We start from the raw sequence: 23,152 nt of genomic DNA, 5'->3' as shown, positions 1-23,152 counted from the left end.
AGCCTGACCCCGGCAGGCTGGTGAGCTCAGGAGGTCGGTGGCGGAGCGGCCTGGGGCTAGCGCGCCGCTCGCTCGACCAGGTTGGCAAGCCGCCGCAGCGCCTCGATGTTGCGGCGGTGCAGGACCGGGTCGCGCAGCATGCGAGGGATCAGCAGGGCCGGACCCTTGGTGGCGTCCTCCTCCATCGTCACCTCGGTGCCGTCGCCCACGGGACGGCAGGTGATGCGCACCAGGCCCTCACCGGAGGGCCACGCGCGCACCGTGAGCTCGAGCAGCTCGGGTGGCTGCCACCTCACGATGGAGGTCGTGTCGTCGATGAGCACCGGCCAGGCGCCCACCGAGTGGTGCATCGTGGCGCCGACTCCCGGCCAGTCGGGAGAGACGTCACGCACCCGTGACGCCCCGACGACCCACTGGCTGTAGCTCCACGCGTTGCCCAGCACGTCGAAGACCTCCTCGGGTGCGCCGTGGATGGTCCGGGTGGTCGTGCTCATCTGCGCCTCCAGAGGTTACGGGTCCTGTCGTGCCACAGCGCGGCCCGCGCGGCGTTGGCGCCGCACGCGCCGTGCACGCCGCCGCCCGGGTGAGCCGACGCGGACGCCAGGTAGAGGCCCTTGACCGGGGTCTCGGGGCGTCCGGAACCGGCGACGGGGCGGAAGACGAGCTGCTGCTGCAGGTTGGCGGTGCCGCCGTTGATGGCACCGCGGTGCAGGTTGCCGTCCATCGACTCGAGCTCCTGGGGACCGAGGACGCGCCGAGCCGTGATGCGGTCGCGGAAGCCCGGAGCACGGCTCTCGATCCGCTCCTCCATCCGCTCGGCCATGGCGTCGAGGTCGCCCTCGTCCCAGGTGCCACGCACCTCGCGCACCCCTTCGCTTCCGACGGCTGCGTCGCCGCGCACCTGCTGCGGCACGTGGGTGTAGGCCCAGAGGGCTTCGCCGCCCTCGGGCACGCGGGTGCGGTCGGCGACCCCCATCTGGCCGACGAGCATGAAGGGCCGCTCGGGCACGAGGCCGGCGGCGATCTGGCCCCCGGTCAGGGTCATGTCGTCGAGGGAGTCCCCGATGTGGACCGTGCCCGGCTCCTCCTCCGGGGCGTTCTCCCACGGGACCTTGCCGTCGAGAGCCCAGTCGACCTTGACCGTCGACGGGTCCCACTCGAAACGTCCCATGCGGTGGCGCAGCCTCGTCGGGAGGTCGTCCCACGGCACGAGCCCGCCGTAGAGCGCGGGCGCCGACACGTCGGCGAGCACCGCACGCCCGACGGAGATCTCGCGGGACGCGGTCCGCACGGCGACCGCACGACCGCCGTCGACGCGTACGCCCTCGGCTCGCTCCCCGAGGACGACCTCGCCGCCTTTGGACTCGAGCCGTCTCACCATGGCGCCGGAGAACTCGCCCGCGCCGCCCCGCGGCACCGGGAAGCCGACGGTCTGGCCGAGCAGGACCAGGAGCATGCCCATCGCCGCGGAGCCCGGCGACTCGAGGCTGATGTCGGCGTGGGCGGCGTTGCCGGCGATGAGCATCCGGGCCGCGTCGCCGGTGAAGAGCCGCTCGGTGAGCGTGCGGGCCGGCATGATCATCTCGCGCAGCAGCTCCAGGCCGCCGGGGCGCAGCACGCGCCTCGCCAGTCCGGCTCCCCCGCGCACCGGCGGGAAGGGGTTGAGCAGGCAGCGGATCACGTCGTCGCCGACCCGGTCCCAGGTGTCGCACAGCGCCAGCCACGCGTCGCCGTCACCCGGCGCCTGCGCGTCGAGGCCGGCAGCGGTGTCGCCGCGGTCGCGGTGGAGCACGCCCCAGCGCCCCTCGGGGAAGGAGTGGCCCACGACCGACGGAGCCTGAACCCATTCGAGCCCGTGCTCCTCGAGGCGCAGCCCCCGGATCGTGGGTGAGCCGGCGGCCAGCGGGTAGAACGAGCTGAACGTGTCGTGGACGTAGCCGGGGGCGACCGAGGAGTCGCTGCGCACGGCACCTCCCGGGGTGGACTGCTCCTCGAGCACGACCACGGACCAGCCGGCGTCGACCAGCAGGTTGGCGGCCACGAGGCCGTTGGGCCCGCTGCCGATGACCACCGCATCCGTCGTCGTCACGATGTCCTCTCGTCCGGTGCCCTGTCGTAGCCTGCTCGGTCTGTACCCGGTGCGTCCACGGGCTAACCGACGTTTGGATCCCGCGGAAAGCGGGCACAACTGCTCCATGGCGCCGAACTCCCCCCTGTCCGACCCTTCTCCCGTCGTCCTCGTGACCGGAGCGTCGAGCGGTGTGGGGCTCGCGGCAGCGTTCGAGCTCGCCCGACGAGGCCACCGCCTGGCGCTGCTTGCACGGGGAGAGGAGCCGCTGCAGCGGGCCGCCGAGGAGTGCCGCGCGCTCGGGGCCGGCGACGTCATGGTGTCCACCACCGACATCCGCGACGACGAGGCCGTGCGGCAGGCGGTGGACGACGTCCTCGGCCGGTTCGGCCGGCTCGACGGGGTGGTGAACTGTGCCGGTGTGGTGGCCTACGGGCGCCTCGAGGAGCTTGCCGCGCCGCTGTTCGACGCCGTCGTCGAGACCATCCTGCTCGGCTCGGTCAACCTGCTGCGCCACGTCCTGCCGCCGCTGCGGGCGCAGGGGCGCGGCTCGGTCGTGCTCACCGGGTCGCTGATCGGCCACATCGCCGTCCCGACGATGAGCGCCTACACCGTGAGCAAGTGGGGCGTGCGCGGCCTGGCCCGCCAGGCGCTCGTCGAGAACCGGGACGTGCCGGAGCTGCACGTCTCCTACGTCACCCTCCCCGGCGTCGACACACCCATCTACCGCCAGGGGGCGTATGCCGGGGGGCCGGCCGGGCAGCCACCACCGGTCGTGTGGCCCCCCGAGAAGGCCGGGCGACTCCTCGCGCGCGTGCTGGAACACCCCCGCCCCGAGACGCACGGCGGCGCGTTCGACCCGCTGACGAGGCTCGGCTTCGTGCTGCTCCCGCGGGTGTACGACGCCTGGGTGGGTCCGCTCTTCGCGCGGTTCGCGTCCGACCGGCACGAGACGATGCCGCCGGGACCGGGCAACGTGGAGGCGAGCGTGCCCGAGGGCAACCGCCTCACCGGCGGCCACGGGTCGGGCCTCGGCGCCGTGGTGGGGTTGGCCGTCCGACAGGTGCGCCGCATCGTCGGCTAGCTCGGCCATTCCTCCCCGGGGAGCCGGCCGGTCAGACGGAGCTGGTCGGCGACGTCGCGCAGCTTGACGTTGCCGTTCTGGGACAGCCGGCGCAGGTAGGCGAAGGCCGCGTCGGCGGTGAGCCCGTAGCGCTCCATGAGGATGCCCACGGCCTGGCCGATCTCCTGCCGGGTCACCATCGCGAGCTCCAGCTGCTCGGCCTTGCGGGCCAGAGCCACGGTGGCCGCGGCGTGGGCTGCGAAGGCGGTGGCGAGCACGATGGTCTCGGGCGCAGGGCCCTGCCCGGTGTCGCAGCCCAGGGTCATCACCCCCAACGTCTTGCGCTCCCACGCCATGCGGACGGCCAGCACCGTGCACAGCCCCAGAGCGTCGACGCGGGGCGCGAGCTCGGGCCACCGGGCCGCGTCCTGCGGGCAGCCCGCGTGCAGGCCGACGATCGGTTCGTCGCCGTGCAGGGCATCAACACTGGGTCCCTCGCGCAGCGCCCACTGCAGCTCGTCCAGCCTCCGGGCCACGTCACCGGTGGTGGCCAGAGGCCGGACGGTGCCACCACGCTCGAGAAGGGTGATGGACATGTGGCCGACCCCCGGAACGGCCTGGGTGCTCGAGCGCAGCAGGGCCTCCACCGCACTTGTCGGTGACGGCGTGGGCAGGGTCAAGCGCTGGCCGGCCGCACCGGCCACTGCCGGCCCCGCGCACGGGGTGGGACGAGGACCCCGAGCCGCTGGGGGTGATGGCACCGAGCCGGGTTCGGTCGGGTGCGTGGCGATGACTGCCGCGGCAGCGCCGTCGCGGCCGGGGTGGCTTCCTGACGTGAGGGTCACAGCGAGTCCTCCGCGGGCGTGGCGTCCCCTCGTGCCTTGAAGGTGCCCTACTGAACCGATCCTCCGAGTGGGCTCGAGGCCCTTCGGTTCACGTGCCCGTGTCCACGACCACGGTACACGGCGCAAGGGCCACGAGGCAGGTTGGGCGGGGGGCAGATAGCCCGCGGCGCCTTCGGATCCCGCAGTCGCCGCGAGCCGGCTGGGGCGCACGTCAGGACGAGCCGCCGGCCTCCTCGGCTCGGTGCAGCTCCTGGGGGATCTCGCGGCTAACGTCACGGGCGAGGAAGCCGGGCCGCTCGCGGGCCAGGCGCTCTCCAGCGCGCGCGTGCGCCCACGCCCCCCAGGCGGCCGCCTGCTCGGGCGTGGCTCCCCTGGCCAGCAGACCGGCGACCGCGCCGGCCTTGACGTCGCCGGACCCCGCTGTGGCGAGACCGGGCACGCCGGCGCTGCACGACCACGAGTGACCTTGGGGCGCGACGACGTAGGACGTCTCCCCGCCGCTCAGGACGGCCGCGCCGGCGGCCTCGGCGACGGCGCGTGCGGCGCCGAGCTGGTCGTCGCCGACCTCCTCCTCGGGCCGCTCCAGCATGGCGGCCGTCTCGGTGAGGTTGGGCGTCAGCAGCGCGCGCCCGGTGAGGTGGCGCAGGCCGTCCAGGCGGCCGGTCAGGAAGGCCGTGCCGAGCGCGTCGAGGACCAGCAGCGAGTCGAGGCGCGGCACGATCTGGGTCAGGAAGAGGTCGGCGCACTCCGGGTCGCCGAGGCCCGAACCCAGGAGGACCACGTCTGCCTTCTCGGCGAGCTCCACCACGCGGTCGGCCCCCGCCACGGCGAGCTCGCCGTTGTGGAGGACGGGCAGAGGCTGCACGAACGCCTCGGGGAGAGCGACGGCAAGGGCCGCCGCCGTGTCGCTCGCCGTGGCGACCTGCACCTTCCCGGCCCCGACGCGAAGCGCCGTCTCGGCGGCCAGCAGCACCGCTCCCGGGGTCTGCCGGGCTCCCCCGACCACGAGCACCGTGCCCCGGTCCGACTTGTCGCCGCCCTGCCGCGGCAGCGGCCACGAACGCAGCAGGTCGGTGTCGATCGGGGTGGGGCTGCCTGCCGCCATGTCAGGTGGTCCTCTCGCCGTGCAGCTCGGCATGCAGCTCGTGATGCAGCTCGGGGCGCAGCTCGTGGTCGTGTGTCGCGGACCGGTCCGACGCCTCCGCCGCCGTGTCCTCGTGGGTCGTCTCGACCTCCGACGTGTCGAGGTGGGCCGTGTCGGCGAAGGCGGCCAGCTGGAGGGCCTCGCCTTCTCTGCGATACCGCGTCAGTGAGCAGTTCGCGAGCGGCTGGGTGCGGTCCACGTCGAGAAGGGTCGCCTCGTCCAGACCCTCCAGCGCCAGACGGAAGCTCATGATCACGGCCTGGTGCGTGAACACCCAGACCCGCTGGTCGGCGTACAGCTGCGCGAGGTCGCGCAGGACGTCGCGCACCCGCAGGGCCACGTCGGTCCAGCTCTCGCCGCCGGGCGGCCGGTAGTAGAACTTGCCCAGGCGGGCGCGGCGTTCGGCCTCCTCCGGGTGGTGCTCGCGGATGCCCAGGCCGGTCAGGCCGTCGAAGATGCCCAGGTCCCGCTCGCGGAGGCGTTCGTCGAGCAACGGCTCGAGGTCGAGGGCGCCGGCGACGATGCGCGCGGTCATGGCTGCACGGGCATACGGCGAGCTGAGGACGACGTCGGGTCGAGGGCTCGTGCTCGCGACGTGCCGGGCGAGCACATGGGCCTGCTGCTCCCCTCGCTCGGACAGAGGCGTGTCGGGGTCGCGGGTGTCCAGCTCCAGACGGGCCTCCCCGCGGTCGCGCGCCTGTGCGTCGGCCACGTTGCCGAGGCTCTCGCCATGACGGACGAGGACCAGCTCCTGCATGTGCGCCGCCCAGGGCGCGCCACTGCCTCCGATGGCCATCCGTCTCCTTGTCCACGTGCGGTCGAGGTGCGCGTCGGTGCCGACGGCCGGACACCGCACCTGTACCCGGCCTGCCCAGCGGGGAAACGAGTCGTCGCCGGATGGGCGTGGCCGCGCCCTGCAGCTGCCCGGGAAGCGTTTCTCCGGAGAAGCGTTTCCCCGCCACGGCTCAGGGGTACTTCTGACCTGAAACGGTGCATCCGGCGTACATCCGGTGCACGTGAGAGCAGAAGAGAGGCGAGGAATGCGATCTGCGTTCATGGTCATTGCGGCTTCGGCCACGCTCCTGGCGGGTTGCGCGGGGGTCGGCGGGGCGAGCAGCGACTCCGGCGGCGGCAACGCCGGAACCTCCGGAGGCGCACCCAGCGGCACCCTGAAGATCATGGGCTTCGGCGGCGAGGACGAGGTGGCACAGGCCCGCGTCAACGCCTTCAAGCAGGCATACCCCGGCGTCCAGGTCAACAACGCCAAGGGCGACTTCGACGCCCAGCAGTTCCTCACCGCCCTGGCGAGCGGCAACCCGCCCGACCTCGTCTACATGGACCGCAACCTCATCGGCACCTACGCCAAGAAGGGCGCCATCGTCCCGCTCGAGGACTGCATCTCCCAGCAGAAGATCGACACCTCGCAGTACCGCGAGGCGGCGATGCGCTCGGTCACCCTGGGCAACAAGGTCTACGGCATTCCCGAGTTCTACGTCGTCACGACGAACCTCATCGACGCCAAGTCCCTCAAGGCGGCGGGCCTGTCCGCCGGCGACATCCAGACCAAGGACTGGCAGGCCCTCAAGGCCACGACCGACAAGCTGGTCAAGAAGAACGGCAACAAGCTCGAGCGCATCGGCTTCGACCCCAAGCTGCCCGAGTACTTCCCGCTGTGGGCCACGGCCAACGGCGCGACCATCATCAAGGACGACGGGGCGCCGAACCTCAACGACCCCAAGGCCGTCCAGGCGCTCGACTTCGCCATCAGCCTCGTCAACGACCAGGGTGGCTGGACCACGTTCAAGTCCTTCCGCGACTCCTTCGACATCTTCGGCGAGAAGAACCCGCTGTCGGCCGGCTCGGTCGTCGCGTTCCCGATGGAGAACTGGTACGTCAACGTCCTGCGTGACTTCATCCCCAAGGGCCTGCAGCTCGACAGCACGCCGTTCACCGACCACGACGGCAAGCCCGTCAGCATGGTCGGCGGCAGCGCCTGGGCGATCCCGAAGGGCTCGAAGAACCCCACCGCCGCGTGCGCGTGGGCCAAGACGCTGACCGACAAGGCCACCTGGATGAAGGCGGCCGACGCCCGCATCGCCAAGGTCAAGAAGGACAACAGCTTCTTCACCGGGCTCTTCACCGCCAACAAGCCGGCGGACGAGGAGATCAAGGCGAAGTACCTCACGGGTGTGCCCGACGCCGGCTTCAAGCGCGCCATCGACAACCTCTACGCGACGCTCGACACGGCCACCGCCCTCAACCCCTCCCCCGCGGGCGCCGAGATCGACGCCGCCTGGCGCAGCGCCGTGACCCGCGCCCTCGGCGGCCAGCCCGTGCAGCAGGCCCTCGACCAGGCCCAGAAGGAGGCAGAGGCGGCCTTCACCAAGGCCAACGGCAATGGCTGACCGGGTTCGCCCGGGTCGGCTGCAGCGTCGGGAGGCCCGGGCGGCGTACATCTTCATCGCCCCGTGGATCATCGGGTTCCTCGTCTTCACGGCGGGCCCGATGGTGGCGAGCCTCTGGCTGTCGTTCACCGACTACTCGCTCGTCGAGCCGGGCCACCCGGTGGGCATGACGAACTACCAGCAGCTGCTCGACGACCCGCGCGTCGGCAAGTCGCTGGCCAACACGTTCACGTATGCCGCCATGTTCGTGCCGCTCGGCACGGTCGTCGCCCTGGGGCTGGCGATGCTGCTCCACCGCGTCGGCCGGGCCGCCGGCTTCTTCCGCACCGTCTTCTACCTGCCCGTCATGACACCGGCCGTCGCGGCCGGCGCCATGTTCCTGCTCCTGCTCAACGGCCAGCGCGGACTGCTCAACCAGGTGCTGGGCTGGTTCGGGGTCACCGGGCCCAACTGGACCACCGACCCGGCGTGGCTCAAGCCCTCGCTGGCCGTCGTGAGCCTCTGGACCGTCGGCGGCAGCATCATCATCTACCTCGCTGCGCTCAACAACGTCCCGCGCCAGCTCTACGAGGCGGCCCTCCTCGACGGCGCCGGTCCCATCCGGCGGTTCTGGAGCATCACCCTGCCGATGATCTCGGGGGCGCTGTTCTTCACGATCATCACGCACACCATCGCGGCCATGCAGATGTTCGACCAGGCGTACACCATGTTCTACGGGCCCCAGCAGAAGGCGACGGCCTCCGACGAGTCCCTCGTCTACATGGTCTACCTGTTCCAGAACGCCTTCGAGTTCTTCAAGATGGGCTTCGCCTCCGCCATGGCGTGGGTGCTCTTCGTGATCATCCTCGTCATCACCGTGGTCCAGGTGCGCCTCGGCAACCGCTTCGTCTACTACGAGGGAGACTCGCCCCGATGAGCGTCGACACCAAGCCGCTGCCTCCCTCGACCGAACCGCCGGCCGAGCCGGACCTGGCCGCACGGCCGCTGCCGACGAGTGGCCCGGCCAGGGACCGGCGGCGCCTCGGGCCCGGCGCGGTGCTGCGCTGGCTGCTCCTGCTGGTCGCGACGATCGCCTTCACCTATCCCCTCATCTGGCTGGTGAGTGCCTCCCTGAAGCCCAAGTCGCAGGTCTTCGACAACCGGCTGGTGCCCGAGACGTTCCAGTGGTCGAACTTCGTCCAGGTGTGGGACGCCGGCCCGGTGCTGCGGTGGCTCTTCAACTCCGGCGTCGTCTCGCTCATGGCGGCGGTGGCGGTGACGTTCTCCAGCGCCTTCGTGGCCTTCGGCTTCGCCTACTTCCGCTTCCGCCTGCGCGGTCCGCTCTTCGGACTCGTGCTCGCGACCATGATGCTGCCGGGGGCCGTGACGATGATCCCGGTCTACCTGATCTGGCACCAGCTCGGCCTCATCGACACCCAGGTGCCGCTGTGGGCGGGCAACCTCTTCGGGTCGGCCTTCTACATCTTCCTGATGCGCCAGTTCTTCCTCGGCATCCCCCGCGAGCTCTTCGAGGCGGCGCGCATCGACGGGTGCAGCCACCTGGGTCTCTTCCGGCGGATCGCGCTGCCGCTGTGCCGTCCCGCCCTGATCATCGTGTTCATCTTCGAGCTCCAGGCGAGCTGGTCCGACCTGCTCAAGCCGCTCATCTACCTCCAGACGGAGGAGTACTTCACGATGCCTCGCGGTCTCAAGCAGATCGTCGACGGCTTCGCGCTCTCGGGCGAGTACCACTGGGAGATCGCGATGGCGGCCACGCTGGTCGCGACGCTGCCGATGATCGTGGTCTTCGCCTTCTGCCAGCGCTACTTCCTCGAGGGGCTCGCCACGACGGCGAGGCAGGGCTGACCCGCCCTCCTCGCGGCCGGCCGACCACCCGCCTCTCGGTGACCGAGCCGAGGCCGACACCACCACGACACAAGAAGGGGACGCACCCAATGGCCGTGTGCGACATGTGTGGGAACGACTACGCCCGCAGCTTCACCATCACCCGCGACGACCGGTCGCGCACCTACGACAGCCTCGAGTGCGCCATCACCGACTGGGCCCCGGCCTGCGGCAACTGCGGGTGCCGGGTCCTGGGCCACGGGGTGGAGGTCGAGGACGCGGTGTTCTGCTGCCAGCACTGCGCGGACGCGGCGGGGCGCGGGCGCTCGCCACACGGCATACGCCCTCGGTCCTGAAGCCGGCCACGGCGCCGACGCGACGAGGCCCCGACCACATGGTCGGGGCCTCGCGCTGTCCTGCCGGGCTGTCGCCGGCAGCACCTGTCGGGATCAGCGCGCGCCGGTGCTCCGGCCGCTGTGCGAGATCGTGGCGTCGTGACCGGTCACCACGTCGTGGCGGCGACGGCCCAGCAGCGCACCGAGGGCGATCATGCCGACGCCCAGGAGGAAGTGCAGCCAGTCGTCGGCCGAGTTGACCGGGACGAAGTTCGCCGCCGACTCCTTGTCGATGAGCAGGCCGTAGAGCCACAGCACGAGGTAGATGGCGCCGCCGCCGATGAGGTAGCCGCGAGCGGCGCTCCACGTGCGGGCCGCCGCGATGCCGGCGATGCCGAAGAGGAGGTGCACGATGTTGTGCAGGACCGAGACCTCGAAGATGCCGAGGAGCTTTGCGTCCGAGTGGTGCCCGGCGAAGGTGAGGTCGCTGTAGTTCGACGTGATGCCGGGGATGAAGCCGGCGACGCCGACGACGAGGAACACGATGCCGACGGCCAGCGCGGCCTTCTGCACAGCCGTGCGCGCCGTCGTCCCGGCGTGGCCTGTCGAGGTGGAACCGTCCATGATGAGCTGCCTTCCCTGTGTGTTGTCGCACCGGCTGGGCCGGCGCGGCGGAGGGCCGGGCACGCTGCCCGCCCCTCCGCTGGTGCTGCCTCCCCGTGTTTGCGGGTCAGCTCTGTGCCTGGTCCTTCACCGTCTGGGCCGAGTCGGTCGCGCTGTCACGCACGTCGCTGACCGCCTGCTGGCCCTCCTGCTTGACGTCCTGGGCGGCCGACTGGGCCGTCTCCTTGACGCTCTGGACCGCCTCCTGCGCGGGCTGCTTCAGGTGGTCGGCCGACTCGCTGGCGACGTCCTTGACGACGCCCTGCGCCTGCTCGACGACCGGCTGCGCCTTCTCCTTGGCGGTCTGCGCGAGCTGGCGCTCCTTCTCCGACGCGGGCAGGAGCGAGCCGATGATCCAGCCGGCACCCAGTGCGATCACGCCCGCCGCGAGGGGGTTGCCCTTCGCCTTGGCCTGCACCGTCTGGCCGGCCTGCGACGCGGCGCCGCCCACCGAGTGGGCGACGTCGGACGTCTTGTCGCCGACGCTGTGCGCCATGTCGGTCGCACTCCCACCGGCGGTGTGCGCGAGGTCGCTCGTCCTGCCACCGGCATCGGACGCGGAGCCCATGACGCGGTCACGTACCGCGGAGACGCGGCCCTTGACCTTCTCGGCCTGCCGGTGCGCCACCTGGCTCGGGCTGACCGACTCGCCGAGGGCGTTGACGTCCCGGCTGAGCTCCTCGCGCGTCCGCTCGATGTCGGCGCGGATCGCGTCGGGGTCGTTCGAGCTGGTCGTCGTGGGGTAGTTCGTGGTCATCGGATCTCCTCGTTTCCCTTGAGCGCATCAGGGACCTTCTTGACGGTCTCCGTGGTGCGCGGCAGTCCTGAAATCTCCTTGGTGAGGCGTCGTCCGCGGGCGGCGAGGACGGCCGCGATGATCGCCCACACCACCATGACGATGACGGCGGCCCAGCCCCTGCTGTCGAGCGCGCTGGAGAGGAACTCCCACACCGCGACCGACAGGAAGAGCAGCGTGAACCAGCCCGCCAGGGCTGCACCGCCGAACATCCCGCCGGCCTTGCTGGCGCGGGTCGCGGACTGCTTCGCCTCGGCCTTCGCCAGCTCCACCTCCTGGCGGATCAGCGTGCTGAAGTCGCGGCTGATGTCGCCGACGAGGTCGCCGATGGAGGCGTTCTGGGCCTTCTCGTGCGAGCTCTCGTAGCCGCCCTCGTAGCCCGTCTCGTAGCCGCTGCTCGAGGCGCCGTATGCCGTGTCACCCACGGTGTGGGCGCCGGCCTGGCTCGTCTGGGCTGCCGGCGATGCCACCATCGGATCGGCGTAGTGGTCGGCGTACGGGTCGGTGGCCGGCGCGACGCCTGACGTGGCCGGGTCGGCCAGGCCGCCCACCGGCTCTGGGCCTGTGCCGGTTCCGCCCTGGGGCCAGGTACTCATCAGCGCACCCCGCCCCGGCCTTCGGGGAAGGCCTCGTCGATCGGGTCGATCTCGTCGATCTCGTCGATCGGGTCGGCGGTCACGCCTCCGGTCATGGAGGTGACCGAGTGCGACTCGCTGTCGCGGACTCCCACGGTGTAGGGCTCGCTGCGCACAGGGGACTCCGACGGCGGGATGGCGCCCGTGGCAGAGGTCTCGGTGGCCACGGTCCCGACCGTGCCGCCGGCCCCACCCGTGCTCGAGTAGCCGGCCGTGCCCGTGTAGGACGCGCCGGTGTGAGCTGCGCCGGACTGGGCGCTGCCGTTGCTGCTCGAGCCGCTGTCCGCCGTGAGGCCGCGCGTCAGCCGGCCGCCCACGACGCCGAGCACGGCGGCGCCGAGAAGGAAGGCTCCCGGGCGACGGCGTGCGAGCGAGCGCAGCTCGTCGAGCATCTCGCCGGGCTGCCGGTTCTCGATCCAGTCCGCCACGGAGTGCGCGCGGTCGGCCACCTGGCCGACCGCCTGGCCGGCGAGGCCCTGCTGCTCCGAGCTCGACGCCATCTGGCGCAGCTCGTCTGCCAGCGAGCGCACCCCCTGGGCGGCGCGCTGGCCCTGCGTGGATGCCTGCTGGTCGAACTCGCCGCGCAGCTGCGCGAAGAGCTGGCGGGCCTGGTCGGACGCCTCGGCTGCGACGTCCTTGGCGCCGGAGGCAGCCGTCTGGGCCACCTGCTGCCCGCTGTCCTTGGCGTCGGAGGCCACGGACTTCGCCTCGGAGGTGGCCTGGTCGGCCACGCCGGAGACCCCACCGCCGGCCGCCCCCTGGGACTGGGACGTCGAACCCGCGGTGTAGCCGCCGTTGGCGACTGTGGGCGAGGTCGTGCCGACGTTGTAGTCGTCGGACACGGTCGTCTCGTACGGTCGTTCGGTCATGGGTCTTGGTTTCCTTCCATGGTCGCTAGTCCGGGCGCGCCCTTTGCTCGAGCGGCCCGTTCGAGCTCGTCTTGCTGCCCTCCGGGTACCCACCGGGGCTCCAGCGCATGCACGATTCCGTCACTGGGAAAAAGTCGGCCACAACGGGTATGTGGTGACCCTTTCCCGCAGGTGGGAGCGCTGTTTCCCGTGGATTGCGCGGTCGAGAGTCGGCGTCTGAGCTCCTCGGCGGAGTGCGCGGCGACGCGCAGGCGACGCCCGTGGTAGTCCACTCCCCCGCGCACCCGGAGGCCCAGGGCCAGCCAGACGCACACCCCCCGTTCGAGGACCCACACTGGGGCCCACAGCGGCACCGACGGCGGGACGTACTCCCTTCCGATGCGACGGCGACCGTGCGCCGCGACGATCATCGCCATCCCCGCCAAGGCGGCGACAAGGCGTGGGCCGCGCCGTGCGGCGAGGAGCACGGACGGGACGATCGCGAGCTCGGCGGCCAGCCGTCCCGGCTGCGCCAGGTCGTCGTACGCCTGGCGCATCCGCTGCGACCAGAAGTGACCGACCGAGGGCGGCTTGCGCCACACCATGACGTCGGTCCTGGCCACGGCTCTCGCGCCCCCAGCCTCGACGGTCCGCCACAGCTCGAGGTTCTCGAAGAGCACGTCAGCGCTCCAGCCCCCGAGCCCCAGCACCGTCGACCGTCGCAGGGCGAAGGTCCCCGGCCAGTCCGAGGCGAGCGCGACGTTGAGCAGCGTTCGTGCCCCGTCCCAGCGGGCCTGCCAGGGCCACGAGTCGAAGACGTTGACCGGCCGGACGAGGTCCGCGTCCCGCAGGGTCTCCACCAGCCGCTGGACGGAGCCGGGCGTGTGCCGGACGTCGTCGTCGGCGAGCACGACGTATTCGGTTCGGGCTGAGTGGATCCCGATGAGGGCGCCGACGACCTTGCCGTTCAGCCCGGCCTTCTCGCCCCGTTCACTCCTCGCGCCGACCACCGGGTCGTCGGGCTCCAGGATCCGCGCGAATGCCTTCCACGCGCGCTCGTGCTCGCTCCGCACGGACGGAGCGCTGCCGTCGACGACGACGACCTCTGCGACCGCGTGACGCAGCCCGTCGAGGTAGCGCGCCATCTCCTCGACGCGGTACACCTCCCCGGTGCCCGTCCACTTGAGCGGGATCACCACCGTCACGTCGATGCGCCCGGGGCGCAGCTCGGCTGTCGTCACGCCGCCCACTTTCGCGGGGCCGGTTCGAGCGAAACAGTCACGCGGTCAGGGGGATCCGCTTCCGTTGCTGCCCAGTTCACGTCAGGCGACGACGCGACACGCTCCCCCCGAGGAGCGACCGCAGCACCCCGTCCCGGACCAGCCGCGGCGGAAGTGCGCTGCTGCCGCCACCGGCTCCGTGCGCCATCCCCTGCACCACCTCGGAGAGCACGTCGTGCGCGTCGTGCCGAGGGGTCCGGCCGAGCAGGTCACGATCCCGGCTGCTGTCGACCCACGGCGCCTGAAGGGCCATGTCGACCCATCCCGGGTCCAGAGGGGCTCAGGTGGGCGCGCCACACCGCTCCCGCCGCGGCCCGCGCGGCCTGCTGCCTCAGGCGAACTGGTCTGGCGTCCAGGGCAGCTGCGATGTCCCACGCCGACAGCACCGGCTCCGAGACGACGTTGGTGGCTCCGGCTGCCCGCCTCTCGAGGATCCGGACGACCACGTCGGCGACGTCGTCGGCGTGGACCATCTGGATGCCGAAGCGCCCGCAGCAGGGCGCTGCCGATGTTGCCCGTCGCTCCCGTCACGACGATCCTCATGCGCACCTCCTGTCCGGTCGTGCCCCGCGATCACCCGATCCGGAGCCGTCGGCCTCTCCCCCTCCTGGACCACTTCGGCCTCCCGCGCGGCCACACGGCATACGGCATCGAATGGCGTCGGGGGCAGGGGAACGGGTAGGGGCGGGGCACATCCCGACGACACACCGACGAAGGAGACCGACCATGAGCGGAACGCTCCCCCGCATCGCCGTCGTGACCGGAGCCGACTCGGGCATCGGCCGCGCGACCGCCCTCCTGCTGGCCGCCGAGGGCTTCGACATCGGCCTGACCGTGCACGAGGACGAGGAGGGCGCCCGCCGCACGGCGGCGGACGTGGAGGAGCGCGGGCAGCGTTGTGCCGTCGAGCGGTTCGAGGCGTCGTCGGCGTCGGCCGGCGAGACCGTCGACCGCCTGGCCGACACGCTGGGCGGCATCGGCGTGCTCGTCAACGTCGCCGGGACCGGCCACTCGACGCCTGCGCTCGAGCTCGAGCTCGCGGACTGGAACGAGGTGCTCGCCACCGACCTGACCGGCCCGTTCCTGTGCGCCCGCCACGCGGCACGGCGGATGGTCGAGCAGGGGCAGGGCGGGCGCATCATCAACGTGACGAGCGTGCACGAGCACGTGCCGAGGCTCGGCTCGGCCGCCTACTGCGCGGCCAAGGCCGGGCTCGGCATGCTCACCAAGGTGCTGGCCCTCGAGCTCGGTGAGCACGGCATCACGGTCAACGCGGTGGCGCCCGGCGAGATCGCGACGGAGATGACCGGGCAGGACGAGGAGGCCGCCTGGCACACCTCACGCCCCGGCAACCCGCTCGGCCGGCCGGGCCACGTCAACGAGGTCGCCTCGGTCGTCGGCTTCCTCGCCTCGCCGCGCGCCACGTACGTGACCGGCTCGTCGTATGCCGTCGACGGTGGCCTCATGCTCATGAGCGCCCACGGGCACGACGACGCCGACCCCAGCTGGCGCGAGCTCTGAGGACTCCCCGGCCACGCCCGGGGGCCAGCCCCCCGAACTCCTAGGAGACCAGCCGCAGCAGGTCGTTGTCCTCGACCGCCTGGACCGACAGGGTCCGGTAACCGACCTCCTCGAACAGGACGGTGAGCCGGTCGTCCTCGACGGCCATGACGACCCCCGGGCCCCACTCCTCGTGGTTCACGGCGGCCTGCAGGGTGAACTGCCCGCGTCGGCGCGGCCGGGCCTGCGCCGTCCCCTCCGCGCACGTGTCGCAGTTCCCGCAGGGCTGCGCCAGGTGCTCGCCGAAGTAGCCGAGGAGGAACTGGCGCCGGCACCCGGTGGTGTCGGCGTAGCCGCCCATCATGGCCACCCGCGACCGGATGAGCTCCTGGTGTGCCTCGGAGAGCCGGATGGCCTCGTCCACCGCCTGGCCGGTGCCCACGTCCGGGTCGTGGACGATGCGCCCGCGGCCGGCCGTGGTGACGGCACCCACCTGCTCGAGCAGGTTGACGGCTCGGGTGCAGCTGGCCCGGGAGGCGTGGAGCGACCGCGTGAGCTCGGTGAGGCGCACGGGTCCGGCCGCCGCGCGCAGGGCCTGGGACACCGCGCGCACGACGTCCTCGGGTGCCCGGACCGCGGTGAGGAAGGTCTGCAGGTGCAGGTCCTCGCCGCGGTGGAAGAGCTCGGTGACGCCCGGTTCCCCGTCGCGGCCGGCGCGTCCGATCTGCTGGTAGTAGGAGTCGAGCGACTCGGGCACGGCGGCATGCAGGACGAAGCGGATGTCCGGCTTGTCGATGCCCATGCCGAAGGCCGAGGTGGCCACGACCACCTCCACGTCGCCCTCACGGAAGGCCTCGTGGACCTGCTCGCGCCGGTCGGCACGCAGGCCGGCGTGGTACGCCATGGCTCGCAGTCCGTGGTCCGCGAGCTCGGTGGCCAGCCGCTCGGTCTCGGCCCGGCTCGCGGTGTAGACGAGCCCGCCTCCCGCGAAGCCCGGCGCACCCACGAGCTCCGCCGCCCGCGCCACGACGGCCTCGCGACGCTCGTCGGCGTCCGTGCACCGCACCACGGCGAGCCGCAGGTTCGGCCGGTCGAAGCTCGTCACCGTCTCCCTGACGTCGCGCAGCCCGAGCCGGGCGACGACGTCGTCGCGGACGGGCGGCGCCGCGGTGGCGGTCAGGGCCACGACCGGAGGGTGTCCGAGGCGTTCGAGCACCGGCCGCATACGCAGGTAGTCCGGCCTGAAGTCGTGGCCCCAGGACGAGACGCAGTGCGCCTCGTCGATGACGAAGAGCGCGACGCCGGCGGCCCTCAGCCGCTCGACGACCTCCTCGTGCGCCAGCTGCTCCGGGGCCAGGAACACGAAGCGTGCCTTGCCGGACTCGACCGCGTCCCAGGCCTCTCGGCGCTCGGCGGCCGACTGCGCGGAGTTGACGACGACGGCCGGCGGAGCCCCGGCCTGCGTGAGCGCCTCGACCTGGTCGTGCTGCAGCGCCAGCAGCGGGGACACGACGAGCGCCGGCCCGTCGACCAGCAGCGCCGGCACCTGGTAGATGGCGGACTTCCCTGCGCCCGTGGGGAGCACGGCGAGGACGTCGTGTCCCTCGAGCACGTGCTCCATGGCCTCGAGCTGGTACGCGTGCAGCTCGTCCCAGCCGAAGGTCTCCGTGGCGGCGCGCTGCAGCCGGGCTCTGTTCGTCGTGGACACGCGCCCCTCCTACCCGTTCGGGCCGCAGCAGCGTCTGGGTACGAGCAAGCCGGTGGCCGCCCGCCGGCCGCCACGATCGCCGCGCACCGACGGAAGGAAAGTCATGTCGAAGGACGCCATCGTCCTGCTCAAGGAGGACCACCAGGAGGTGCGCAAGCAGTTCCGCGCCTTCCGCAAGCAGGACCAGACCCCGGTCCAGAAGCAGGGCATCGTCGACACGATCCTCGAGCTGCTCACCGTGCACACGTACATCGAGAACGAGGTGATGTACCCGCGGGTCCGCCAGCTGCTGCCCGACCTCGAGGACGACGTCCTGGAGTCCTACGAGGAGCACCACGTGGCCGACGTCCTCTGCATGGAGCTGGCCGTCATGGACGCCACGGACGAGCGTTTCGACGCCAAGACGACCGTCCTGATGGAGAACGTCGAGCACCACATGGAGGAGGAGGAGCAGGAGTGGTTCCCGAAGGTCCGCGAGGGCCTGGGCCGCAAGCAGCTCCAGGAGCTCGGTGAGGAGCTGCTCGAGGCGAAGAAGCGCGCCCCGCGCCGCCCCGAGAAGCCCAGTGCAATGAAGAAGGCCATCGACGCCGTCGTGAAATGACGGCCCCTGGCTGAAGCCGGACCGGCGGTGACGGCACGGCTGGGCGGCGTCAGGCGGGCGTGAGCGGGTACCTGTGACCCATGGAAACGAACCCCACCACGTCCGTGGCGCCGCCCAGCGCTGCATCCCGACTCCTCGAGCGCCTCGTCGAGGGCCGTGAGAGCCTCGACGGCGCGGCCGCGACCCTGCAGCCGGCCGCCGAGGTGGCGCGCGGCCGCGGCCTGTGGCGCCGCATCGTCACGGGCGAGGTCCTCGGCCACGCCGCGCACCCCCTGATGACGGACCTGCCGATCGGCTTCTTCTCCTCGGCGGCGCTGCTCGACCTCGCCGGCGGTCCCGCCGCCCGCGGCGCAGCCCGCCGCCTCGTCGGCGCCGGCCTGCTCTCGGCACCGGGCGCCGCCCTGACCGGCCTCGCCGAGTACGCCCCGCTCGGCGCACGGCCCAAGCGCGTGGCAGCCACGCACGCGGTCCTCAACACCGCCTCCCTGGGGCTGTATGCCGTGTCCTGGGCGCTCCGACCGCAGCGCCACCGCGCCGGAGTCGTTTTCGGGATGGCCGGCTTGGCGGTGTCCGGGGTGTCGGCATACCTCGGTGGTCATCTCGCCATCGGCGAGAAGGTCGGCACCACGGCTCCCGCCCCGGAGTCGGGCATCCCCCAGGTCATCGACGCGCTCTGACGTGGACGCCCTCGTGGTGCTGGGCGCGGCGCCCGGCGCAGACGCCGTGCCGGGGCTCGACGCCCGCGCCGGCCGGCCGACGGAGGACGGCTCCCCGGTGGATCCGCGCATCGCGGTGATGGCCGCTGAGATGTGGCGCCACTGCAAGGTGCTCGGCGCCTTCGGGGAGGGGGCCGACGGGCGCGACGCGGCTGGGGCCAGCCTCCCGCTCCACCTGAAGCTGCCTGCGTATGCCGGCCTGGTGCACGAGCGACGCCAGCTCGGCCTCGCCGACCCAGCCGGCCGCGGTGAGCCAGCCGGTGGAGCCGGTCAGCGTCAGCACTCCGATGGCCACGACGTGCCCCTGGTCGGGGCGCGGGCGCGGGTGTCCTCCTCGTCGTCGGGCCAGGCCGTCGGCGAGCGGCTTCGCACTGGGTTCGCAGTGGGACCGACAACGGTCACTGCCGCTCCTTCCCGCGGGCCCGACCTACGACGGGGCTCCCCGGGTGGTGCGAACCCACCCGAGGAGCCGGTTACGAGAACTGGTCGGAAAATCGGATCGGAAGACTGATCGAGAACGCAGAGCTGTCCGGGCACCTCCTCTCAGCTCGTCGGACGGCGTCGGCGCCATCGTGGCGGGGGCGACCGCTCCCGACCGGCGGTCGGCGGCCTGCCCTGCGGCAGCGTGCGATTGGCTCGGGAGCGCTGGGCCACGGGCGTCGCTCGACGACCCCAGTCGTGCGCCCCGGGTGGGACCGGTGGCGTGCGCGGCGGCGGCTCCATGCCGGCGACGATCGCCTCGAACTCGGCGTCGAGCAGCTCGCCGTCCGCGCAGACGAGCTCGAGGAACTCGGCATCGAGGTCGGACGCGAGGAGCCTGTCGGCGTCGTGCACTGCCGTGACCACGGATCGTCCCCCGCTCAGGCAGTGATGGCCTGCCGGTCCTGCCGGTGCTCGACCTGGATCTTGCGGGACTTCGCCTTCTCGGCCACGGGGATCGACAGGGACAGCACGCCGGCGTCGTAGCTCGCCTCGATCCGCTCGGTGTCCAGGCTGTCGCCGAGCACGAGCTGCCGGCTGAAGACTCCTCTCGGACGCTCCGCGGCGATCAGCTCGGCGTCACTGGCGCGGGTGGGCCGTTCGGCCTTGACCGTCACCACGTTGCGCTCGACGTCGAGGTCGATGGACCCGGGGTCGACACCCGGCAGGTCCATCTCGACGTGGAACACGTCGCCGTCGCGCCAGGCGTCCAACGGCATGGCCGAGGGCCGTGCGAGGGTGCCGGTGGCCCCGAGCGCCAGCTGCGCCATCCGGTCCAGCTCACGGAAGGGGTCGGTGCGCATCAGCATCGTCGTCACCTCCATGTCAGTCCACTGATGCTCCTGGTGGCCACGACCGCATCTCACGATCTGTGGCATGCGCTATAGATTTCTTGTAGCACCGATGACATGCTTGTGCAAGAGGCCGGGCAATCCCGGCCGCTGGCCTCTCTCGAGACGAGGAACAGCCCGATGACCAGTCCCGCGCCGTCGTCCGACCAGGGTGTCTACGGCATCACGGTCGCAGCGCAGCTCGTCGGTATGGAGGTCCAGAGCCTGCGCCTCTACGAGTCGCGGGGGCTGCTGAAGCCCGACCGCACCGAGGGCGGCACCCGGCGGTACAGCGAGGACGACCTCACGCGGCTGCGCCGCATCGCAGGCCTGATCGCCGAGGGCGTCAACCTCACCGGGATCCGGATGCTGCTCGAGCTGCAGGACGAGAACCACCGGCTCCGGGGCCAGATCAGGCAGCAGCCGGGCCCTCGTCGACGGCGATGACCACCCCGGACCGGGGCAAGGCGGGTAGGCGGCCCCACGACCAGCCGAGGTCCTGACCCGTACGAGGTGGTCACCGAGCTGCGCCAAGCGGGCGTGGGTGAGGGCCAGGAGTCCGTTGGCCACGAGCTCAGGCACTGGTGGCCCGTCTCCGGCATGGCGCCGTCTCTGCGCATCACCGTCGTGGCCTGCCGCAGCGGGGGCACCGTCTCGGTCATCGGCGTCTACGGCGGCTTCATCGACAAGTTCCCGGTCGGCTCGTGGATGAACCGGTCGATCACCCTGCGCACCGGGCAGGCCCACGTGCACCGCTACCTCGAGCCGCTGCTGCGGCGCATCGAGGCGGGTGAGATTGACCCGACGCGGATCATCACCCACCGGATGTCCCTGGAGGACGCGCCGCGTGGCTACGAGCTGTTCAAGGAGAAGCAGGACCGCTGCGAGAAGGTCGTCCTCACCCCCTGAGGTCGGTACGCAGCACGGAGCCCCCGGTCCTGGTGGACCGGGGGCTCCCCACTGCTCGGACCGCGACGCCGTGTCGCTGACCCGGCCGGCATACCGGGGGTCACTACGCCGGTTACTGGGCCAGTCGGTCGAGCAGCCCTGCAGCGATCGCCTGTCCGAGGTCGGCCGGCCCGTCGAAGACGTCGGCCGCGCCGGCTTCCTGCAGCTCAGCCGCGCTGAACCCACCGGTCCGCAGGCCGATCGACGGCATGTCGGCCGCCTTGGCGGCGCGCGCGTCCCAGATGGAGTCGCCGACCATCACGGCCCTCGTCCCCCCGACGCGCTCGAGAGCGACCTCGAGCAGGTCGGCTGCCGGCTTGCTCTCCTCGACGTCCTCGGAGGTCGTCCAGGCGTCGGCGAGCGACGTGCCGTCGAAGAGGCCGAGGAAGGTCTCGATGTGCTTGGGCTGCCCCGAGCTGGCGAGGACGAGGCGGTGGCCGCGCTGCTTGACCGTCTCGAGCAGCGCACGGGTCCCCTCGAACGCCGTGACCTCGCCGATGATCCGGTCGAACTGCTTGGTCCAGAGCTCGCGCAGCTCGTCGCCGGACTCCTCCTCCGCCCGGTCACCGGCGACGTGGCCGACCAGCTTGTCGCCGCCCATGCCGATGGCCCGGTGCACCCGCCACAGCGGTGGGTGCAGGTCCTTCTCCGCGAAGGCCCGGGCCCAGGCCAGGGTGTGGTGGTAGTTGCTGTCGACGAGGGTGCCGTCCACGTCGAGGATGACGGTATCGATCATGGGGACGACGTACCCACCGGGGTTCAGACGCGGCGCGCGGACCGCAGCTCGGCTCGCTCCCCCGGCGTGACCACCCGGATGTCCGAGTGCCCGGCCTGGCGCGCCCTGACGACGAAGTCGGCCAGCGGAGAACGGAACACGCCGTAGTCGTTGAAGTGCACGGGGACGGTCTGAGCCGGCCTGACCCGACCGAGGAAGTCCACGCCCTGGTCGGCATCCATGGTCACCGTGTGGAACAGCACCCGGGTGCCGCCGAGGTGCACGACCGCGGTGTCGATGTCAGGGAAGCGACGGCGTACGGCATCGAGGTGGTCACCCGTCAGGGTGTCCCCGCTGACGTAGACGCGGTGCTGGACCTCGTCACCGAGGCGGTGCTCGATGACCGAGCCCATGACGGGCGGCAGCAAGGCACCCATGATCCCGCGCGCGTGGATCCCGGGCACGGCCGTCACGACGAGAGACTCGTCGGCGTCGCCCAGGACGAGCTGCTGCCAGTCCGTGAGGGGCTGGGTGTCGAACCCCCACGAGTCGAGCCGTCGCGCTGCCGCCGGCGTCGTCAGGACAGGCGGCCGCCGGTCCAGGTCGCGACGCGCGACGCGGTCGAAGTGGTCGCCGTGCAGGTGGGACAGGATCACCGCGTCGAGCGCGGGCAGCTGCGCTATCTCGAGCGCCGGCTCGGTCAGCCGCCGCGACCAGAGACCCTTGCCGAGGTAGGCGCGCTGGCCCCGGTGGAGGAAGTTCGGGTCGGTGAGGACCGTGAACGAGCCGAGCTCGAGCACGGTGGTGGCCGTCCCGACGAACGTCAACGCGGCCGTCGGCTCCGCGCCGACGCCGTCCTGCCCATGCACGTGACCCACGTCTGCGCCCTTCGGTCCGAGTTGCTCGGATCGTTCCCCCTGCGGGCCGTCGCGAAACGGCCGCGAGCCGCCTAGGTCGACGACGTGGGCAGACGCACGTCCAGGGTGCCGGTCTCGACCACGTCGGAGGCGACGTCGGCCAGCTTGCGGTTGGTGTTCTGGCTGGCGATCCGCAGCAGGTCGAAGGCCTGCTCGTCCGTGACCTTGTGCGTCGTCATGAGCACCCCGACGGCGACCCCGATGCGGCGGTTGGTGTGCAGCGCCTTCTCGAGGTGCTCGACGTGCCGCCCGTAGTGCACCACCGCAGCCGCCTGCGCGCCGTGCGTCGCGAGAAGCAGGCCGACCAGGGCGTCGCGGTCGTTGAACGCGTCGGTGACGTCGGCGTAGAGGTTGAGTCCGGCGACCGCGTCGTCGACCGGCATGACCATCCGGTACGAGAGCATGCTGCGGAAGCCGAGCTCCTCCTCGACGCGGCGGCCGTACGCCGGCCAGCGGTCGTCGTGCCGCAGGTCGCTGGGCCGGTACATCGTGTCCTCGACGATCGCGTCGAGGCACGGTCCTGAGCCCAGCTCGTACTGGATGTGGTCTGCGCGACGGGTCCGGTCGTCGGTGGACGCCACGGTGACGAACCGCTCCTCGCGCAACCTCGTGATGCTGGCGCCCGCGGTGGCAGGGATCTGGTCGCGGGCCACGGTGGTGATGGCCTGGAAGGGGTCGTTGCCGGCGTGCTCCAGCCGGGCGCCCAGCTCCGCGAACGCCTCGGCAACCGTGCGGAGGTCATCGAGCTCGACCGGGACCTGTGCCGTGGAGTCCCCGGTCCGCTTGGTCGTCCGCTTCACCTCGTCGGCCTCCTTCTCGGTCTGGCCCCCT

Annotated in this window: 28 protein-coding genes; 10 read left to right on the top strand and 18 right to left on the bottom strand. The window is 71.9% G+C overall.

The window, feature by feature from the left end; translation table 11 throughout:
* Nucleotides 1–56 precede the first annotated feature (56 nt).
* Together ABD241_RS05210 and ABD241_RS05205 are read right to left on the bottom strand one after the other, a co-directional pair.
* A complete protein-coding gene (locus tag ABD241_RS05210; protein ID WP_344059114.1) occupies nucleotides 57–494 on the bottom strand; it encodes an SRPBCC family protein in 438 nt (145 codons plus the stop codon).
* Nucleotides 491–2,089 carry a phytoene desaturase family protein gene (locus tag ABD241_RS05205; protein WP_344059112.1) on the bottom strand — a complete coding sequence of 533 codons (1,599 nt, stop codon included), beginning with the start codon at nucleotides 2,087–2,089 and terminating at the stop codon, nucleotides 491–493. Before ABD241_RS05205 ends, ABD241_RS05210 begins: the two co-directional genes overlap by 4 nt.
* A 106-nt stretch (nucleotides 2,090–2,195) precedes the next feature.
* On the opposite strand from ABD241_RS05205, the gene ABD241_RS05200 reads away from it, so the two are divergent.
* Complete coding sequence (locus ABD241_RS05200) at nucleotides 2,196–3,152, top strand: SDR family NAD(P)-dependent oxidoreductase (protein ID WP_344059110.1); 957 nt, start codon at nucleotides 2,196–2,198, stop codon at nucleotides 3,150–3,152.
* Here the strand turns inward: ABD241_RS05200 and ABD241_RS05195 are convergent.
* From ABD241_RS05195 to ABD241_RS05185, 3 genes are all read right to left on the bottom strand, one after another.
* Nucleotides 3,149–3,727, bottom strand: coding sequence for an ANTAR domain-containing protein (locus tag ABD241_RS05195; RefSeq protein ID WP_344059108.1), 579 nt, complete (start codon nucleotides 3,725–3,727; stop codon nucleotides 3,149–3,151). The genes ABD241_RS05200 and ABD241_RS05195 overlap by 4 nt on opposite strands.
* Before the next feature lie 460 nt (nucleotides 3,728–4,187).
* Nucleotides 4,188–5,081, bottom strand: coding sequence for an NAD(P)H-hydrate dehydratase (locus ABD241_RS05190; RefSeq protein ID WP_344059106.1), 894 nt, complete (start codon nucleotides 5,079–5,081; stop codon nucleotides 4,188–4,190).
* A gap of 1 nt (nucleotide 5,082) precedes the next feature.
* Nucleotides 5,083–5,916 (bottom strand): histidine phosphatase family protein, encoded by an 834-nt coding sequence (locus tag ABD241_RS05185; RefSeq protein WP_344059104.1) that lies wholly within the window; start codon nucleotides 5,914–5,916, stop codon nucleotides 5,083–5,085.
* Nucleotides 5,917–6,160: 244 nt separating this feature from the next.
* Between ABD241_RS05185 and ABD241_RS05180 the strand changes: the two genes are divergently transcribed.
* The 4 genes from ABD241_RS05180 to ABD241_RS05165 all read left to right on the top strand — a co-directional run bounded on the left by ABD241_RS05180 (nucleotide 6,161) and on the right by ABD241_RS05165 (nucleotide 9,705).
* Nucleotides 6,161–7,525 carry an ABC transporter substrate-binding protein gene (locus ABD241_RS05180; protein ID WP_344059102.1) on the top strand — a complete coding sequence of 455 codons (1,365 nt, stop codon included), beginning with the start codon at nucleotides 6,161–6,163 and terminating at the stop codon, nucleotides 7,523–7,525.
* Entirely contained in the window at nucleotides 7,518–8,441 is a 924-nt protein-coding gene (locus ABD241_RS05175) for a carbohydrate ABC transporter permease (protein WP_344059100.1), read from the top strand. The genes ABD241_RS05180 and ABD241_RS05175 overlap by 8 nt, the downstream gene beginning before the upstream one ends.
* Nucleotides 8,438–9,370: a carbohydrate ABC transporter permease gene (locus tag ABD241_RS05170; protein WP_344059098.1), complete on the top strand. Its 933-nt coding sequence runs from the start codon at nucleotides 8,438–8,440 to the stop codon at nucleotides 9,368–9,370. Before ABD241_RS05175 ends, ABD241_RS05170 begins: the two co-directional genes overlap by 4 nt.
* A gap of 104 nt (nucleotides 9,371–9,474) precedes the next feature.
* Nucleotides 9,475–9,705, top strand: coding sequence for a hypothetical protein (locus ABD241_RS05165; protein ID WP_344059096.1), 231 nt, complete (start codon nucleotides 9,475–9,477; stop codon nucleotides 9,703–9,705).
* 93 nt (nucleotides 9,706–9,798) lie between these two features.
* On the opposite strand, the gene ABD241_RS05160 is transcribed toward ABD241_RS05165, so the two are convergent.
* The 6 genes from ABD241_RS05160 to ABD241_RS05135 form a co-directional block, all read right to left on the bottom strand.
* Nucleotides 9,799–10,308, bottom strand: coding sequence for a DUF4383 domain-containing protein (locus ABD241_RS05160; RefSeq protein ID WP_344059094.1), 510 nt, complete (start codon nucleotides 10,306–10,308; stop codon nucleotides 9,799–9,801).
* 106 nt (nucleotides 10,309–10,414) lie between these two features.
* Entirely contained in the window at nucleotides 10,415–11,104 is a 690-nt protein-coding gene (locus tag ABD241_RS05155) for a DUF3618 domain-containing protein (protein ID WP_344059092.1), read from the bottom strand.
* The gene (locus tag ABD241_RS20670) at nucleotides 11,101–11,739 is read right to left on the bottom strand and encodes a phage holin family protein (RefSeq protein ID WP_425580691.1); all 639 of its coding nucleotides are present in this window, start codon (nucleotides 11,737–11,739) and stop codon (nucleotides 11,101–11,103) included. The genes ABD241_RS05155 and ABD241_RS20670 overlap by 4 nt, the downstream gene beginning before the upstream one ends.
* Complete coding sequence (locus ABD241_RS05145; RefSeq protein ID WP_344059090.1) at nucleotides 11,739–12,647, bottom strand: hypothetical protein; 909 nt, start codon at nucleotides 12,645–12,647, stop codon at nucleotides 11,739–11,741. The genes ABD241_RS20670 and ABD241_RS05145 overlap by 1 nt, the downstream gene beginning before the upstream one ends.
* Nucleotides 12,644–13,867 carry a glycosyltransferase family 2 protein gene (locus ABD241_RS05140; protein WP_344059088.1) on the bottom strand — a complete coding sequence of 408 codons (1,224 nt, stop codon included), beginning with the start codon at nucleotides 13,865–13,867 and terminating at the stop codon, nucleotides 12,644–12,646. The genes ABD241_RS05145 and ABD241_RS05140 overlap by 4 nt, the downstream gene beginning before the upstream one ends.
* 76 nt (nucleotides 13,868–13,943) lie before the next feature.
* The gene (locus ABD241_RS05135; RefSeq protein ID WP_344059086.1) at nucleotides 13,944–14,159 is read right to left on the bottom strand and encodes a hypothetical protein; all 216 of its coding nucleotides are present in this window, start codon (nucleotides 14,157–14,159) and stop codon (nucleotides 13,944–13,946) included.
* A 473-nt stretch (nucleotides 14,160–14,632) separates the two neighbouring features.
* Between ABD241_RS05135 and ABD241_RS05130 the strand changes: the two genes are divergently transcribed.
* Nucleotides 14,633–15,427: an SDR family oxidoreductase gene (locus tag ABD241_RS05130; RefSeq protein WP_344059084.1), complete on the top strand. Its 795-nt coding sequence runs from the start codon at nucleotides 14,633–14,635 to the stop codon at nucleotides 15,425–15,427.
* Nucleotides 15,428–15,467: 40 nt separating this feature from the next.
* Here the strand turns inward: ABD241_RS05130 and ABD241_RS05125 are convergent, their stop codons facing one another.
* The gene (locus tag ABD241_RS05125; protein WP_344059082.1) at nucleotides 15,468–17,114 is read right to left on the bottom strand and encodes a RecQ family ATP-dependent DNA helicase; all 1,647 of its coding nucleotides are present in this window, start codon (nucleotides 17,112–17,114) and stop codon (nucleotides 15,468–15,470) included.
* A gap of 103 nt (nucleotides 17,115–17,217) precedes the next feature.
* Between ABD241_RS05125 and ABD241_RS05120 the strand changes: the two genes are divergently transcribed.
* Nucleotides 17,218–17,715, top strand: coding sequence for a hemerythrin domain-containing protein (locus ABD241_RS05120; protein ID WP_344059080.1), 498 nt, complete (start codon nucleotides 17,218–17,220; stop codon nucleotides 17,713–17,715).
* Nucleotides 17,716–17,795: 80 nt separating this feature from the next.
* Complete coding sequence (locus ABD241_RS05115; protein WP_344059078.1) at nucleotides 17,796–18,392, top strand: DUF2231 domain-containing protein; 597 nt, start codon at nucleotides 17,796–17,798, stop codon at nucleotides 18,390–18,392.
* Here the strand turns inward: ABD241_RS05115 and ABD241_RS05110 are convergent.
* The 3 genes from ABD241_RS05110 to ABD241_RS05100 form a co-directional block, all read right to left on the bottom strand.
* Entirely contained in the window at nucleotides 18,376–18,726 is a 351-nt protein-coding gene (locus ABD241_RS05110) for a hypothetical protein (RefSeq protein WP_344059076.1), read from the bottom strand. The genes ABD241_RS05115 and ABD241_RS05110 overlap by 17 nt on opposite strands.
* 248 nt (nucleotides 18,727–18,974) lie before the next feature.
* Entirely contained in the window at nucleotides 18,975–19,277 is a 303-nt protein-coding gene (locus ABD241_RS05105) for a hypothetical protein (RefSeq protein ID WP_344059074.1), read from the bottom strand.
* A gap of 14 nt (nucleotides 19,278–19,291) precedes the next feature.
* The gene (locus tag ABD241_RS05100) at nucleotides 19,292–19,720 is read right to left on the bottom strand and encodes an Hsp20 family protein (protein ID WP_142187025.1); all 429 of its coding nucleotides are present in this window, start codon (nucleotides 19,718–19,720) and stop codon (nucleotides 19,292–19,294) included.
* A 162-nt stretch (nucleotides 19,721–19,882) separates the two neighbouring features.
* On the opposite strand from ABD241_RS05100, the gene ABD241_RS05095 reads away from it, so the two are divergent.
* Both ABD241_RS05095 and ABD241_RS05090 read left to right on the top strand, forming a co-directional pair.
* Nucleotides 19,883–20,188 (top strand): MerR family transcriptional regulator, encoded by a 306-nt coding sequence (locus tag ABD241_RS05095; protein ID WP_344059070.1) that lies wholly within the window; start codon nucleotides 19,883–19,885, stop codon nucleotides 20,186–20,188.
* A gap of 153 nt (nucleotides 20,189–20,341) precedes the next feature.
* On the top strand, nucleotides 20,342–20,650 hold the full coding sequence (locus tag ABD241_RS05090; protein WP_344059068.1) for an MDR/zinc-dependent alcohol dehydrogenase-like family protein: 309 nt from the start codon (nucleotides 20,342–20,344) through the stop codon (nucleotides 20,648–20,650).
* A gap of 112 nt (nucleotides 20,651–20,762) precedes the next feature.
* On the opposite strand, the gene ABD241_RS05085 is transcribed toward ABD241_RS05090, so the two are convergent.
* The 3 genes from ABD241_RS05085 to ABD241_RS05075 form a co-directional block, all read right to left on the bottom strand.
* On the bottom strand, nucleotides 20,763–21,425 hold the full coding sequence (locus tag ABD241_RS05085; RefSeq protein ID WP_344059066.1) for an HAD family hydrolase: 663 nt from the start codon (nucleotides 21,423–21,425) through the stop codon (nucleotides 20,763–20,765).
* A 23-nt stretch (nucleotides 21,426–21,448) separates the two neighbouring features.
* A complete protein-coding gene (locus ABD241_RS05080; protein ID WP_344059064.1) occupies nucleotides 21,449–22,282 on the bottom strand; it encodes an MBL fold metallo-hydrolase in 834 nt (277 codons plus the stop codon).
* Between the two features lie 71 nt (nucleotides 22,283–22,353).
* Nucleotides 22,354–23,121, bottom strand: a complete 768-nt coding sequence (locus ABD241_RS05075; RefSeq protein WP_344059062.1) for an ANTAR domain-containing protein — start codon at nucleotides 23,119–23,121, stop codon at nucleotides 22,354–22,356.
* Nucleotides 23,122–23,152 lie beyond the last annotated feature (31 nt).

The organism is Terrabacter lapilli (assembly GCF_039531305.1).
Taxonomy (GTDB): Bacteria; Actinomycetota; Actinomycetes; order Actinomycetales; family Dermatophilaceae; genus Terrabacter; species Terrabacter lapilli.
The sequence above is the reverse complement of the archived record's forward strand: the minus strand, read 5'-3'. Positions and strand labels throughout refer to the sequence as shown.

Excerpts from the sequence above, each read along its gene's own strand:
- ABD241_RS05210 (WP_344059114.1), bottom strand. The coding sequence starts at position 494 with ATGAGCACGACCACCCGGACCATCCACGGCGCACCCGAGGAGGTCTTC.
- ABD241_RS05200 (WP_344059110.1), top strand. The coding sequence starts at position 2,196 with ATGGCGCCGAACTCCCCCCTGTCCGACCCTTCTCCCGTCGTCCTCGTG.
- ABD241_RS05195 (WP_344059108.1), bottom strand. The coding sequence starts at position 3,727 with ATGTCCATCACCCTTCTCGAGCGTGGTGGCACCGTCCGGCCTCTGGCC.
- ABD241_RS05190 (WP_344059106.1), bottom strand. The coding sequence starts at position 5,081 with ATGGCGGCAGGCAGCCCCACCCCGATCGACACCGACCTGCTGCGTTCG.
- ABD241_RS05185 (WP_344059104.1), bottom strand. The coding sequence starts at position 5,916 with ATGGCCATCGGAGGCAGTGGCGCGCCCTGGGCGGCGCACATGCAGGAG.
- ABD241_RS05180 (WP_344059102.1), top strand. The coding sequence starts at position 6,161 with ATGCGATCTGCGTTCATGGTCATTGCGGCTTCGGCCACGCTCCTGGCG.
- ABD241_RS05175 (WP_344059100.1), top strand. The coding sequence starts at position 7,518 with ATGGCTGACCGGGTTCGCCCGGGTCGGCTGCAGCGTCGGGAGGCCCGG.
- ABD241_RS05170 (WP_344059098.1), top strand. The coding sequence starts at position 8,438 with ATGAGCGTCGACACCAAGCCGCTGCCTCCCTCGACCGAACCGCCGGCC.
- ABD241_RS05165 (WP_344059096.1), top strand. The coding sequence starts at position 9,475 with ATGTGTGGGAACGACTACGCCCGCAGCTTCACCATCACCCGCGACGAC.
- ABD241_RS05160 (WP_344059094.1), bottom strand. The coding sequence starts at position 10,308 with ATGGACGGTTCCACCTCGACAGGCCACGCCGGGACGACGGCGCGCACG.
- ABD241_RS05155 (WP_344059092.1), bottom strand. The coding sequence starts at position 11,104 with ATGACCACGAACTACCCCACGACGACCAGCTCGAACGACCCCGACGCG.
- ABD241_RS20670 (WP_425580691.1), bottom strand. The coding sequence starts at position 11,739 with ATGAGTACCTGGCCCCAGGGCGGAACCGGCACAGGCCCAGAGCCGGTG.
- ABD241_RS05145 (WP_344059090.1), bottom strand. The coding sequence starts at position 12,647 with ATGACCGAACGACCGTACGAGACGACCGTGTCCGACGACTACAACGTC.
- ABD241_RS05135 (WP_344059086.1), bottom strand. The coding sequence starts at position 14,159 with ATGGCCCTTCAGGCGCCGTGGGTCGACAGCAGCCGGGATCGTGACCTG.
- ABD241_RS05130 (WP_344059084.1), top strand. The coding sequence starts at position 14,633 with ATGAGCGGAACGCTCCCCCGCATCGCCGTCGTGACCGGAGCCGACTCG.
- ABD241_RS05120 (WP_344059080.1), top strand. The coding sequence starts at position 17,218 with ATGTCGAAGGACGCCATCGTCCTGCTCAAGGAGGACCACCAGGAGGTG.
- ABD241_RS05115 (WP_344059078.1), top strand. The coding sequence starts at position 17,796 with ATGGAAACGAACCCCACCACGTCCGTGGCGCCGCCCAGCGCTGCATCC.
- ABD241_RS05100 (WP_142187025.1), bottom strand. The coding sequence starts at position 19,720 with ATGCTGATGCGCACCGACCCCTTCCGTGAGCTGGACCGGATGGCGCAG.
- ABD241_RS05095 (WP_344059070.1), top strand. The coding sequence starts at position 19,883 with ATGACCAGTCCCGCGCCGTCGTCCGACCAGGGTGTCTACGGCATCACG.
- ABD241_RS05090 (WP_344059068.1), top strand. The coding sequence starts at position 20,342 with ATGGCGCCGTCTCTGCGCATCACCGTCGTGGCCTGCCGCAGCGGGGGC.
- ABD241_RS05085 (WP_344059066.1), bottom strand. The coding sequence starts at position 21,425 with ATGATCGATACCGTCATCCTCGACGTGGACGGCACCCTCGTCGACAGC.